Raw genomic sequence first — 12,944 nt, 5'->3', positions numbered from 1 at the left:
CGAGGCGGCCGCCGGAGGCATTCCCCGGCCCGGGCCTCGCGTCCTGCCGGTTACACGGTGAACGGGGCGATATCGGCTTTGGAGAGGACGGCGATGAGGCGCTTGAGCATTTCGGGGTCGTAGGCGGAGCGGCTCTGCTTGATCCGGGTGAGGGCCTCGAAGGGGGTGAGGGTCTTGCGTCCCGCCGCGGGGCCTCGGGTGAGGTTGTCGTATTCGTTGCACAGGGTGAGGACCTTGACGTAGGAGGGCAGCAATTCGCCGGTTGCGCCGGAGGGATAGCCGGTGCCGTCTTCGCGTTCATGGTGGAAGAGGATGCACTGGAGGGTTTCCTGGGGCAGCGGCAGGGAGGAGCAGAGGCCCACGCCCAGGGCGGGATGGGACTTGATCATGTCCTTTTCCTGCTGGCTGAGGCCGTCGGGGCGGCGGCGGAAGATTTCCTGGGGCAGTTCGAGCTTGCCGATGTCGTGGAGCATGGCCCCGACGCCCACGGAAACCATGAGGTCCGCGTCTTCGCGCACAAAGGTGCCGAGCACGCTGATGGTCAGGACCATGACGGCGATGCCGTGCTGGAAGAGCTCGTGCCCCTCGGTGATGAACCGGGCGAGCTCCCTGAGGGCGTCTTCGCGCGCGAGGAACTTGAGGGACTTGGCGATGAGGGTCTGGATCTTGCGGAAGCGGCGCTTGTCGATGTTGCCGGGCAGGTTCCTGTCGAAGGCTTCACGGGCCACGGCCACGGTGGCGTCGTTCCAGGCCCGGGCGCGTTCGCGCACCGGGATGGATTCGTCGTCGAGCAGGTCCTGGATGTTGTCCTGCACGTAGCGGGCGTAAAAGGAATAGTCTTCGCTCTTGATGTAGAGGTGTTCGACGCCGAGCCGGGAGAGCCGCTCCTTGTGGGCGTCGGTGAAGAGTTCACCCTTTTCGGCGTAGAGGACGTAGTTGTCGTCCTGCTTGAGATACAGGGAGAACCCGCCCACCCGGGACGGGATGACCATGTAGGGAGAGACCCGGAAAAGGGTTCCGGCCTTTCCGGCCCCGGCTTCGCTGCCGCCGTTACCGGCGGTCCCGGCATTGCCCATGACTTCCTCCTGGGAGACGGCGGAAACCCTCGGGACGGCCCGGCGCGCCCCCACCTCGGGGCCCGCAGGCCGACGATCCGGCAACCCGGCCGTCTCCGCGCGTCCTGCTGCGGGGCGGGAGACCCGTGGCTTTCCGTCCCCGCCTCGCGGCGGGTTTGGCTTTGTCTTCAATTGGTACCATACCCGTCCGTTTTCGGATTGTAAACGATTCCACGTCTCCCTTCATCGGCGGGGCCGCGGCCGGGCTCAGGGGGGCGTGAACGGGGCCGCGAATACCGGCGACCCCGCCCTTGCCTTCCATTTGGGAATGGTTATCCTCCCGGGATGCACACCCCCGCTCACGACTCCATCCACATCGAAGGCGCCCGGCACCACAACCTCAAGAACCTGACCCTGGACATCCCGCGCGACAGGCTCGTCGTGGTCTGCGGCCCGTCCGGGTCCGGCAAGTCCACGCTGGCTTTCGACATCGTCTATGCCGAGGGCCAGCGCCGCTACGTCGAGTCGCTCTCGGCCTACGCCCGCCAGTTCCTGCCCCAGATGGACAAGCCGGACGTGGACAAGGTGGAGGGGCTCTCGCCCGCCATCTCGCTGGAGCAGCAGACCGCCACGCGCAACCCGCGCTCCACCGTGGGCACGGTCACCGAGGTCTACGACTTCCTGCGCGTCTTCTACGCCCGGCTGGGCAAGTACTACTGCCCCAAGTGCGGCAGGCCCATCGAGGCCCAGACCACCGACCGGATCGTGGACACCGTGGCCGCCCTGCCCGAGGGCGCCAGGCTGATGCTGCTCGCCCCGCTGGTGGAGCACCAGAAGGGCACGCACAAGGACCTCTTCGCCAAGCTGCGCAAGGAAGGGTTCGTGCGCGTGCGCATCGGCGGCGAGGTCTACGCCCTGGACGACGCGCCCGAGCTGGAGAAGAACAAGAAGCACACCATCGACCTGGTGGTGGACCGCCTGGTCATCAAGGACGGCATCAAGAAACGGTTGGCCGACTCCGTGGAGCTCGCCCTGGCGCGCGGCGGCGAACGCCTCATCGTCAGCGTGATCGGGGGCGAAAACGCGGGCGACACCTTCATGTCCACCCTCTCCACCTGCCCGGAATGCAACATCTCCATGCCACGGCTGACCCCGCAGCTCTTTTCCTTCAACTCGCCCCAGGGCGCGTGCCCGACCTGCAACGGCATCGGCTCCGTGGAATACTTCGAGCCCGACCTCATCGCGCCCAACAAGGGCCTCTCCCTGCGCGACGGCGGCATCATCCCCTGGAACAACGCCACCCGCCAACGCCAGTACGGCCCCGGCCTGCAAAAGCTGGTCAAGCACCACGGCCTGACCATGGACACCCCCCTGGCCGACTTCCCGCCCGAGGCCTGGAACGCCCTCTTCCACGGCGAACCCGAAACCGACTGGCCCGGCGTCCTGCCCGTGCTCGAATACGGCCAGCAGCAGTCCGGCGTCTGGGACCACTGGACCGCGCGCTTCCAGCAGTCGCGACCCTGCCCGGACTGCCACGGCGCGCGCCTGCGGCCCGAGGCCCTGGCCGTGCGCGTGGCCGACCTGAACATGTTCGAGTTCGCCTCCCTGTCCATCCGCGCCGCCCTGGACTGGCTGCAAAAACTTCAGTTCACCGGCCAGGACACCCTCATCTCCGAACCGCTGCTCAAGGAACTGACCCACAAGCTCGGCTTCATGGTCAACGTCGGCCTGGAATACATCTCCCTCGGCCGCAACATGGCCACCCTCTCCGGCGGCGAGGCCCAGCGCATCCGGCTCGCCTCCCAGCTCGGCTCCGGCCTGGTCGGCGTCACCTACGTGCTCGACGAGCCGTCCATCGGCCTGCACCCGCGCGACAACCAGCGCCTCCTCGACACCCTCCGCTCCCTCCAGTCGCGCGGCAACACCGTGCTCGTGGTCGAACACGACGAACCCACCATCCGCGAGGCCGACCACGTCATCGAGATCGGCCCCGGCTCGGGCTGGCTCGGCGGCGAGGCCGTGTTCCAGGGCCCGGTGGAGGAACTGCTGAAGGCCGATACCCTGACCGGCAAATACCTGCGCGGCGACCTGTTCATCGAACCCCCGGCCGAGCGCCGCACCCCCACCGGCCACGTCCGCATGAAAGGCGTGGAGACCAACAACCTCAAAAACCTCGACGTGGACTTCCCCCTCGGCGTCATGACCTGCGTCACCGGCGTGTCCGGCTCGGGCAAGTCCTCCCTGGTCATGGACTCGCTCTTCAAGCACCTCCAGCTCCACCAGGGCAACAAGGCCGACAACCCCGGCAAGATCGGCGGCATCGAAGGACTCGACCGCATCGAAAAGGTCATCTCCATCGACCAGACCCCCATCGGCCGCACCCCGCGCTCCAACCCCGCCACCTACACCAAGATCTTCGACGAGATCCGCAAGATCTTCGCCGGAGCCAAGGAGGCGCGCACGCGCGGCTATACCCCCGGCCGCTTCTCCTTCAACGTCAAGGGCGGCCGCTGCGAAGCCTGCCAGGGCGACGGACAGATCAAGGTCGAAATGCACTTCCTGCCCGACGTCTACGTCACCTGCGAAACCTGCAAGGGCAAACGCTACAACGCCCAGACCCTCGAAGTCGAATACCGGGGCAAAAACATCGCCGACGTCCTCGACATGACCGTGCGCCAGGCCCGCGAGTTCTTCGCCCACCACCCGCCGCTCCTGCGCCGACTCGACGTGCTCGCCGAAGTCGGCCTCGAATACCTGCGCCTCGGCCAACCCGCCACCACCCTGTCCGGCGGCGAGGCCCAACGCATCAAAATCTCCCGCGAACTCGGCAAACGCAACCTGCCCGGCGCTCTCTACATCCTCGACGAGCCCACCACCGGCCTGCACATGCACGAAGTCGGCAAACTCATCCGCGTCCTCCACGCCCTGGTCGACAAAGGCGCCACCGTCATCGTCATCGAACACAACCTCGACGTCATCAAGGCCGCCGACCACGTCATCGACCTCGGACCCGGCGGCGGAGAAAACGGCGGCCAAATCGTCGCCGCAGGCACCCCCGAACAAATCGCCGCCGACCCCAAGTCCGTAACCGGCTCGTTTCTGTAGGGCGGGCGAAGGCCAAAAAAAAGAACCGTCTTTGCCCGGACGGAAAGGATGAACTCTCCGGGCAAAAACGGCTCCAACCCGCTTGGCATGCAGCGCTCTGGCTGCGAAAATTTTAGACCAATCGGGTAAGCAGGGTCATGGCGAAGGAGGCCATGGCGCCGCCGCGGCGGCGGATGGTGTTGTTGCGGCGCACGGGTGCGTTTTGGCGGGTGCGGTCGCGCAACTGCATCATCATCAGGCGGGTATCATTTTCCATGCTCATGTCGTTCTCCTTTCTTCTGCCGGCAAGCGGGCGTTCTTCCATGAATCACCATTTACGTAAGTCATGGAAACCAATCCAATTGTATTGTTTGATGCACTCGTTCGGATTTTCCGATTGATGTTGCAATCTGGATCGGTTTCCGTGATAGTCCGGTGACGGACCGGGGGAAAGCCATGGAACTGTATCAATTGAGGACGTTTGTGACGGTGGCGGAGGCGGGGCATCTGACGCGGGCGGCCGAGCGGCTGCACGCCAGCCAGCCCACGGTGAGCGCGCACATCAAGGCGTTGGAGGACGAGTTGGACACCCGGCTGTTCATCCGCACGCCCAAGGGGATGCGGCTGACCGAGGCGGGCGGGCGGCTGTTGCCCAGGGCCAGGGGGGTGCTGGAGGCGGTGGGCGAGCTGGAGTTGGAGGCGCGCAACCTTGGGGACGAGCTGGTGGGCAACCTGACGCTCGGGTTGAACACGGACGCGGAGTATTTGCGGGTGGTGCCGCTGCTGACCTCGCTGGGCGAGGACCATCCGAAGGTCACGCTGCAGATCATGCAGAGCGCGTCCACGTCGGTGCAGGGGGAGATTCGCGACCACACGATGGACTGCGGGTTCACGTTCGGCGAGCCGCGCTATCCCGAGCTCATGGCGGTGCGGCTGGAGACCACGCGGTTTTTCGTGGGGGTGCCGGACGTGTGGAAGGACCGGCTCAAGGGCGGGTTGCCCGCCCTGGCGGACCTGCCCTGGATCATGGACCCGGGCGACAACCCGGTGCAGCGCATTGTGGAGCCGTTTTTCACGTCCCACGGCATCCGCCCGGCCAAACGGCTGGAGGTGGACGGGGACGAGGTCATCCGCGTGCTGGTGGCGGCGGGCAAGGGCGTGTCCTTCCTGCGCGAGAACGAGCTCAAGGCGGCCAACCGCATCGGGCTGGTGCACGCCATGCCGTTCGAGGAGCTGTCCATCGCCCTGCATTTCGTCTGTCTGAAGCGGCGGGACCAGGACCCGGTGATGCGTGCGGTCATCGAGCACGTGCGGCGGGTCTGGGAGGTGGAGGACGACGGGCCGCGGGGCGCGGCGGACAAGTGAAAAAAAGGCGGGCGGCCCACCGGGCCGCCCGCCTTTTTTTTGCGGAACCGGGCAGCTAGAGCGCGACCAGGTTGTACTCGCGGCTGCCCAGGCCCAGGGCCTCGGCGTATTCGAGGCCCATGTGCTCGGGCACGTGGGCGTGGATGGCCCGGAACTTGGAGTCGCCGGGCTTCACGCCTTCGGGCAGGTGGCTCGGGTAGAGGGGCGGGGCCGCGTTCACCAGGTCCATGGACGCCTGGTCCACGGCCACGGGGTCCAGGCTGGCCAGCACGCCGATGTCCGGGCAGATGGGCGCGTCGGTGAAGCCCACGCAGTCGCAGTCGGGCACCACGTCCATGACGAAGTTGACGTGCAGGCACGGCCGGTCCTTGGTCCGCAGCACGCCCTTGGCGTATTCCATCATCCGCTCCAGGAACTCCTGCACGCCGATCCGCCAGTCCACCTGGAGCGCCTGGAAGCGGCAGGCCACGAAACAGCCGCCGCAGCCCACGCACAGTTCCTGGCGGATGGAGATCCTGCCAGTGGACTCGTCCAGGGAGAGCGCGCCGACCTTGCAGGACTTCACGCAGGCGCCGCAGCCCTGGCAGTTTTCCGGCACCAGGGTCGGGCCGGTGGAGAAGTGCTGCTGCATCTTGCCGCGCTTGCTGGCGCAGCCCATGCCCAGGTTCTTGAGCGCGCCGCCGAACCCGGCCAGCTCGTGCCCCTTGAAGTGGTTGACCGAGACCAGGAAGTCCGCGTCGGCCACGGCGTTGGCGATGTACGCCTCGTCGATGTGCTTGCCGTTCACCGGCACGCCGGTCTCGTCGCCGCCCTTGAGGCCGTCGGCAATGATGACGGGCGCGCCCAGAACCAGCGGGTCCCAGCCGTGCCGGGCCGCGCAGAGGTGGTGCGAAACCGCCTCGCCGCGCTGGCCCACGTACAGTGTGGAGGCGTCGGTGAGGAACGGCTTGCCGCCCGATTCGGCCACGAAATCCGTGATCGCCTTGACCCACAGCGGGCGCAGGAACCCGGTGGTCCCCTGCTCGCCGAAGTGGATCTTGACGGCCGCAAGGTCGCCCTCCCGGATGAGTTTGTGCGCGCCGCAGGCCTTGAGCAACGAGCGCATGCGCGCGTGGAACGGGGCCTTCATGGAAGCGCGAAGATTCCAGAAAAAGACGTCGGCCGTCATGGCAGCTCCTTTGGTTGATGTTCGGGGAAAAACAGCACGTTGGCCGTCGCCCGCAAAGGGGGGAGGCGGCCCGGCGGGCCGCTAGCCTTCCACGTCCTCGATGCGGCCGGGGCCCGATGCCGCCGTCCGGGCCAGTTCGTCGCACCGCTCGTTGAAGGTGTGGCCGCTGTGGCCCTTGACCCAGTGGAAATTGACCTTGTGCCGCTCGATGAGCGGCAGCATCCGCAGCCAGAGGTCCTTGTTCTTGACCGGCTTCTTGGCCGCCGTCTTCCAGCCGTTCTTCTGCCAGCCGCCGATCCAGTTCTGGGTGAAGGCGTTCTTCACGTACTGGGAGTCGGTCCACAGCTCCACCTGGCAGGGCTCGGTCAGGGCGCCGAGGGCCACGATCACCGCCAGCATCTCCATGCGGTTGTTGGTGGTGCGCTTGTACCCCTGGGACAGTTCCTTGTAGTTCCTGGCGTCCCTGCCCGCATACTCGCCCGCGATCAGGACCGCGCCGTAGCCGCCGGGGCCGGGATTGCCCAGGCAGGAGCCGTCGGTGTAGATGGTCACGCTATTCACCGGCGTTTCCGCCCTTGTCCAGATTTTCCAGCTTCTTGTAAATCAGGGCCAGCACTATCTCTATCTCCTGTGGCCAGTCGCCCTCCCGGAGGGCGGGTTGCAGATGTTCGGTCGCCAGCTTCTCGGCGAACTCCTCGCCCAGGGCCTGGCGCATCAGGGTCGGAAAGACGATCCGCACCTCGCCCGTCACCGGGGAGAGCCCGATGTAGAGCGTCTTGGCGTCCAGGTCCGGCACAACGAACTCGCCGCCGAAAACCTGAACCTGGCTCGCCAGCCCGTATTCGTCCTTGAGCGCGCGCATGAACGAGGCGATGAACTTGCGCTGCTCCTTGTCCAGGGTCTTGGTCTCGTCATAGACCGCGCTGTCCCGGTTCAGGACCTCGATGACCCGCTCGTTGTTCTTCATGAACCCCCAGACCACGGCCGCGAACACCAGCACCAGCGCCAGCGAACGCAACAGCTTCTCCCTCGGGGTGGCCCCGTGCACGCGGGGAATGGACAGTTTCACGGCAAATCCTCCGACTTGAACCCTTACCGCGCCGGGGCCCGTTTGGGCAAGCCGCATCAGCCCTCGCCGCGCAAGGCGCGGATGGGGTCCAGGTCCGCCGCCTGCTTGGCGGGCTTGAGCCCGAAGACCAGCCCCACGGCCTGGGAACCGGCCAGGGCCAGGAAAAACGCCTTCCACGAAAACTGGATGGTCAAGATGTCCAGCCGCGACAGAAACTGCCCGAGCCCCAGGCCCATGAACAGCCCGAGCACCCCGCCCATGAGCGTCAGCCCGCACGCCTCCACCAGGAACTGGACCATGATCGCGGACCGGTGCGCGCCCAGCGCCTTCTTCAGCCCGATCTCCTCGGACCGCTCGCTCACCGAAAGGGAAAACAGGTTCGCCAGCACGAACCCGCCCACCAGGATGGCGATGGTCGCCGTGATGCCCAGGAACAGCGCCAGCCCGCCCTTGAACATGGACAGAAACTTCAGAATCTCGTCCGCCGTCAGGATGGTGAAGTCGTCGTCCTGCTCCGGCGTCAGGTGATGCTGATGCCGCACCAGCGAGCGCATGTTCTCCACGTGCGCGTCCATGTGCTCGGCGTCCAGAAACTTGACCCGGATGGCCCGGAAATACTTGCGGTCCAGGTTGAACCGCTGCATCAGCGTGGACAGCGGCACGATGACCCGGTTGTCCACGTCCGCATGACCGCCGCCGCTCGCCCCGCGGGTTACCAGCGTGCCCACCACCTGGAAGGGGATGTTGGCGATGAACACCACCTGGCCCACCGGCGAGTCCTCCCCGAACAGCTCCCGCACCACAGTGCCGCCCAGCAGCGCCACCTTGGCCCCGTGGGCCACGTCGTCGTCCGAGATGTCCCGCCCCTCGGCCAGGGGCCAGTTCCACGCCCCGGCATAGTCCCCGGTCGCGCCCACCACCTGCACGTCCTGATAGTTGCGGCTGCCGAGCTTCACCGTCTGGCCGGGCTTCATGCGCATGGGCACCACCAGCTTCACCCCCGGCAACGAATTCTCGATGCGCCGCGCGTCGTCCATGCTCAAGGTCAAAACCCGCGTCCCCACCGCCCGCTTGCGAAAATCGCCGCCGAACAACAACGCCGCGTCCGGGCCGAACATCTCCACCATCTCCACGGCCTTGCGGTTCGCCCCGTCCACCGCCGTCACGATCAGCGTCAGACTCGCGATCCCGAACGCCACCCCCAACACCACGAAAAAAGACCGGAGCCGATACGCCCACAACGCACCGAACCCCATGCTCGCCACCCTGACCATCAATCGCGGTGTCATAGTTGAAGATGCCTCCGGCGGCCGGGAAGCGGGACCAGGTAATCCGAGTGTTTTACCGTTCCACTATCCGTTCAAGATCACTTTCAAAACACAAAAAACTATCTGAAACCCTTTTCAACCGCGCGCTGACCGGAAGTTTTCGGGCCGGCCCCCCCGCGCCTAGGCTCCGGTCGGTTTGTCCTCGACCACGCGGCCGTCGTGGATGCGGACGATGCGCTGGGCCTGGGCGGCGACGTGCTCGTCGTGGGTGACGAGGACGATGGTCGTGCCGGACTCGTGCACCTGCCGGAAAAGCTTGATGATCTCGCCGGAGGTGGTGGAGTCGAGCTGGCCGGTGGGTTCGTCGGCGAGGATGATGTCCGGGTTGTTGAGCATGGCGCGGGCCATGGCGACGCGCTGCTGCTGGCCGCCGGAGAGGCGGGCGGGCTTGAAGTGCATCCGGTCCGCCAGGCCGACCTGTTCGAGGAGGGTGCGGGCCCGGGCGGTCAGTTCGGCCTGGGGCCTGCGGGAGTAGAGGCCGGGCAGGACGACGTTTTCCAGGGCAGTGGCGTAGGGGATGAGGTAGAAGGACTGGAAGACGAAGCCGAGGTTCTTGTTGCGCAGGTCGGAGAGGTGGTCGTCGTCCAGGGCGGCGGTGTCGTCGCCCAGGAGGTGGTAGGCGCCGGAGGTGGGCCGGTCGAGCAGGCCGATGATGTGCAGCAGGGTGGACTTGCCCGAGCCCGAGGTGCCCTGGAGGGAGACGAACTCGCCCCGCGCGATGTCCAGGGTGACGGACTTGAGCACGGGGATGCCCTCGGGCTCGTCGCCGTTTTTCCGGTCGTTGTCCCGGAAGAAGGTCTTGGAGATGTCGGCGAGGCGGATGGCCGGGTCCATCTACTTGTCCTTCTTCTTGGAGCCGGGCAGGACGAGCTGGGTGGCCACGGTCTCGCCCTCCTTGAGGCCCTCGACCACCTCGGAGCGGGTCAGGCCGGTGAGGCCGAGCTTGGGCTGCACCTGGCGCGGGGGCCGGGCCGGGTCGTCCACCACGAAGCAGACCTGCCTGTCCTTGACCCATTTGAGGGCGTTGTTGGGCACGGTCAGCACGTCCTTCTTGGTCTCCACGATGATCTTGCACTGGGTGGTCATCTCGGGGCGCAGGGACTCGGCCTGTTTCGGGGTCACCTTCACCAGGGCGTTGTAGTAGACGATGTTGTCGCGCACCTCGGGCTGGGGGTAGATGCGTTCGACGACGCCCTCGAAGACGCGGTTGCGGTAGGCGTCCACGGTGTACTGCACGGGCAGGCCGGGGGTGACGCGGCCGATGTCGGTCTCGTCCACGTAGATCCACATTTCCAGCCGGGTGGGGTCGATGACGGTGATGAGGTTGGACACGGACAGGCCGGAGACGACGGTCTCGCCCTCCTGGGCCGCGACCTGGGAGACCACGCCGTCGATGGGCGAAAAGATCTTGGTGTAGGAGAGCTGGACCTCCAGGGAGCTCAGGTAGGCGCGGGAGGACTCCACGGCGTGGCGGGCGACCATGGCGTCCTGCTGGGCCACGTCCAGGGTGTCCTGGGCCTCCAGCTTCTTGGAGACCAGGGCGCGCTTGCGCGGCAGGTTCTTCTCCATGTAGTCGAGCTTGGCCTGGTTGAGATTCAGGTCCGCGCGGGCCTGGGCGATGCGCGACTTGAGCTCGCGGGCGTCGATCTGGGCGATGAGCTGGCCCTTCCTGACGTGGTCGCCGACCTTGACGGGCACGGATTCGAGCACGCCGGTGGCGCGCGCGCCGACCTTGACCTCCGCGCCCACCTGGAGCTGGACGATGCCGGTGGCCTCCAGAATCTTGGAAACGTCGCCGCGTTCGACCCTGGCGGTCTTGAGCACCTTGACCGGGTCGCTCTTGCCGAAGCCGGTGAAGTACCAGACGCCCCCGGCCGTCAGCAGGGCGGCGACGAGAAGGAAGATGAGTTTTTTCATGGAGCCTGCGTTCAATCCTGCTTTCGTTCGGTTTCCCTTCGCAACACTTCGGAAAATTTCGGGATGGCTGCCCGCTTGCGCCGCATCAGGAGGCTGCGGAAGGTCGTGGCCTTGAAGGAGTAGCCGCAGTCCGGCTTGAGCCAGCCCCCCAGGTAATATAGCGACCTTGTCGGGTAATTTCTACACAAAGGAAGGCGCGAATCATAGCTTGTGCAAAGACCGTCCCCGCCTTGCAGGGTGCAGGCGAAGACGAGAAGCCCCGATTCCGACCGGCCGGTGACGGCGAAGCGGCGGTATTCGGGCTCGCGCTCGCAGAGCCGCTCGAAGGCGCGGCGACTCTTCAGCCAGGACCGGCCGTCCTGGATGAGGATGTCGTGACAGCAGTCGCCGCACAGGGCGCACTGGCCGATGATCTCCACCTCGCGCCGCAGGATCAGGGCGCGCGCCCGGCGGAACCAACCCGTGAGGCGCAGGCGCAGGCTCATGGCCGGGCCGAGAGCTCCGCGACCCAGCGGTGGATGGGCGTCTCCATGATCTCGCGGATTTCGGCCAGCCGGGCGGCGGATTCGGCCTCGAAGCGCAGGACCAGGGCCCCCTGGGTGTTGGAGGCGCGGACCAGGCCCCAGCCGTCGCCGAACTCCACGCGCGCGCCGTCCATGTCGATGACCGGGTAGCGCTCCTTGAAGAAGGCCTGGGCCCTGGCCACCACCTCGAACTTGATCTCCTCGGGACAGTCCACGCGAATCTCCGGGGTGTTGCAGGTGGACGGCCAGTCCGCCAGTTGGCGGGAGAGCGGGACGTCGGACCGGGAGAGGACGCCGGCGAGGAGCAGCGCCCCGTAGGTGGCGTCGTCGAATCCGTGGTAGCCGTGGAAGAAGAACATGTGGCCGGACATCTCGCCGCCCAGGGCCGCGCCGGTCTCGATCATCCGGTTCTTGACGATGGAGTGGCCGGTGACGCACATCTCGGCCCGGCCGCCGTGGGCCTCCACGTCGCGGAAGAGCAGGTGGGAGCATTTGACGTCCGCCACCACGCCCGCGCCGGGCAGGGCCGCGAGCAGGTCGCGGGCGTAGATGGCCAGGAGCTGGTCGCCGTACATGAGGCGGCCGGTCTCGTCCACGGCCCCGATGCGGTCGCCGTCGCCGTCCAGGCCGATGCCGCAGTCCGCGCCGCTCGCGACCACGGCCGCCTTGAGGTCGGCCACGTTGGCCTCCACCACCGGGTCGGGGTGGTGGTTGGGAAAGTCGCCGTCAGGCTCGCAGTAAAGGCGGACCACCTCGGCCCCGGCGGCCTCCAGGATGTCGGCGGTCAGGTCGCCCGCCGCGCCGTTGCCGCCGTCCACCACCACCTTGAGGGGCCGGGCCAGCGTCACGCGCGCGAGCAGGTCCTCGCGGTAGGCGGGCAGGATGTCGTGGGTGGAGATGATGCCGCTCCCCGAGGGAAAGTCGCCCGCGGCCATGACGTCGTGGATGGCCTGGACGCCCTCGCTGTGCAGGGTGGACTGGCCTCCCCAGACCTTGAACCCGTTGTATTCCTTCGGGTTGTGACTCGCGGTTATCATCACCCCGGCCGAGAAGCCCAGGGTCTTGGCCGCGAAATAGAAGACCGGGCTGGAGACCAGGCCGAGGCAGAGCGTGTCCACCCCGGTCTCGGCCAGGCCCCGGGCCAGGGCCTGCTGGTATCCGGCCGAGGAGGCCCGGCAGTCGTGCCCGACCACGGCGCGGCTCCAGCCGTGTTGCAGAAAGTACGCGCCGCAGGCGCGGCCCAGAACGCGCACCCATTCGGCGTCGAAGTCCTGGTCCACGATGCCGCGGATGTCATAGGCCCGAAAAATATTGCGGTTGATCGCTTTCATGTGCTCCTGCCGTTCCCGGCGGTGTTCCCGGTTTCGCGGACGGAGGAAATATCACGTCGCCCGCCTTGACCTGCCCTTACAATACGCCTATTTCTGATCCATT

Annotated in this window: 12 protein-coding genes and 1 riboswitch; of the genes, 2 read left to right on the top strand and 10 right to left on the bottom strand. The window is 66.6% G+C overall.

The window, feature by feature from the left end:
* Nucleotides 1–50: 50 nt before the first annotated feature.
* The gene (locus PHP91_RS10955) at nt 51–1,076 is read right to left on the bottom strand and encodes an HD domain-containing phosphohydrolase (protein WP_300140462.1); all 1,026 of its coding nucleotides are present in this window, start codon (nt 1,074–1,076) and stop codon (nt 51–53) included.
* 76 nt (nt 1,077–1,152) lie between these two features.
* Nucleotides 1,153–1,246, bottom strand: a riboswitch (cyclic di-GMP riboswitch).
* Nucleotides 1,247–1,400: 154 nt separating this feature from the next.
* Between PHP91_RS10955 and uvrA the strand changes: the two genes are divergently transcribed.
* Nucleotides 1,401–4,160, top strand: a complete 2,760-nt coding sequence (uvrA, locus tag PHP91_RS10950; RefSeq protein WP_300140460.1) for an excinuclease ABC subunit UvrA — start codon at nt 1,401–1,403, stop codon at nt 4,158–4,160.
* Nucleotides 4,161–4,272: 112 nt separating this feature from the next.
* Here uvrA and PHP91_RS10945 read toward each other — a convergent pair whose 3' ends face one another.
* Complete coding sequence (locus PHP91_RS10945) at nt 4,273–4,422, bottom strand: hypothetical protein (protein WP_300140459.1); 150 nt, start codon at nt 4,420–4,422, stop codon at nt 4,273–4,275.
* A 173-nt stretch (nt 4,423–4,595) separates the two neighbouring features.
* On the opposite strand from PHP91_RS10945, the gene PHP91_RS10940 reads away from it, so the two are divergent.
* The gene (locus PHP91_RS10940) at nt 4,596–5,504 is read left to right on the top strand and encodes a LysR family transcriptional regulator (RefSeq protein WP_300140457.1); all 909 of its coding nucleotides are present in this window, start codon (nt 4,596–4,598) and stop codon (nt 5,502–5,504) included.
* 55 nt (nt 5,505–5,559) lie between these two features.
* Here PHP91_RS10940 and PHP91_RS10935 read toward each other — a convergent pair whose 3' ends face one another.
* The 8 genes from PHP91_RS10935 to PHP91_RS10900 all read right to left on the bottom strand — a co-directional run bounded on the left by PHP91_RS10935 (nt 5,560) and on the right by PHP91_RS10900 (nt 12,841).
* Nucleotides 5,560–6,672 carry a DUF362 domain-containing protein gene (locus PHP91_RS10935; protein ID WP_300140455.1) on the bottom strand — a complete coding sequence of 371 codons (1,113 nt, stop codon included), beginning with the start codon at nt 6,670–6,672 and terminating at the stop codon, nt 5,560–5,562.
* An 81-nt stretch (nt 6,673–6,753) separates the two neighbouring features.
* Nucleotides 6,754–7,233, bottom strand: coding sequence for a ribonuclease HI (gene rnhA / locus PHP91_RS10930; protein WP_300140453.1), 480 nt, complete (start codon nt 7,231–7,233; stop codon nt 6,754–6,756).
* A complete protein-coding gene (locus tag PHP91_RS10925) occupies nt 7,226–7,741 on the bottom strand; it encodes a TPM domain-containing protein (RefSeq protein ID WP_300140451.1) in 516 nt (171 codons plus the stop codon). The genes rnhA and PHP91_RS10925 overlap by 8 nt, the downstream gene beginning before the upstream one ends.
* A 56-nt stretch (nt 7,742–7,797) precedes the next feature.
* Nucleotides 7,798–8,997 (bottom strand): ABC transporter permease, encoded by a 1,200-nt coding sequence (locus PHP91_RS10920; protein WP_366141562.1) that lies wholly within the window; start codon nt 8,995–8,997, stop codon nt 7,798–7,800.
* A gap of 192 nt (nt 8,998–9,189) precedes the next feature.
* On the bottom strand, nt 9,190–9,903 hold the full coding sequence (locus tag PHP91_RS10915) for an ABC transporter ATP-binding protein (protein WP_300140447.1): 714 nt from the start codon (nt 9,901–9,903) through the stop codon (nt 9,190–9,192).
* Entirely contained in the window at nt 9,904–10,986 is a 1,083-nt protein-coding gene (locus PHP91_RS10910; RefSeq protein ID WP_300140445.1) for an efflux RND transporter periplasmic adaptor subunit, read from the bottom strand. It abuts the gene before it with no gap.
* An 11-nt stretch (nt 10,987–10,997) separates the two neighbouring features.
* Nucleotides 10,998–11,471, bottom strand: coding sequence for a YkgJ family cysteine cluster protein (locus PHP91_RS10905; RefSeq protein ID WP_300140443.1), 474 nt, complete (start codon nt 11,469–11,471; stop codon nt 10,998–11,000).
* On the bottom strand, nt 11,468–12,841 hold the full coding sequence (locus PHP91_RS10900; protein WP_300140441.1) for a phosphomannomutase/phosphoglucomutase: 1,374 nt from the start codon (nt 12,839–12,841) through the stop codon (nt 11,468–11,470). The genes PHP91_RS10905 and PHP91_RS10900 overlap by 4 nt, the downstream gene beginning before the upstream one ends.
* Nucleotides 12,842–12,944: the final 103 nt, after the last annotated feature.

This window comes from Pseudodesulfovibrio sp. (genome assembly GCF_028692895.1).
In the GTDB taxonomy this organism is placed as follows: domain Bacteria; phylum Desulfobacterota; class Desulfovibrionia; order Desulfovibrionales; family Desulfovibrionaceae; genus Pseudodesulfovibrio.
The sequence above is the reverse complement of the archived record's forward strand: the minus strand, read 5'-3'. Positions and strand labels throughout refer to the sequence as shown.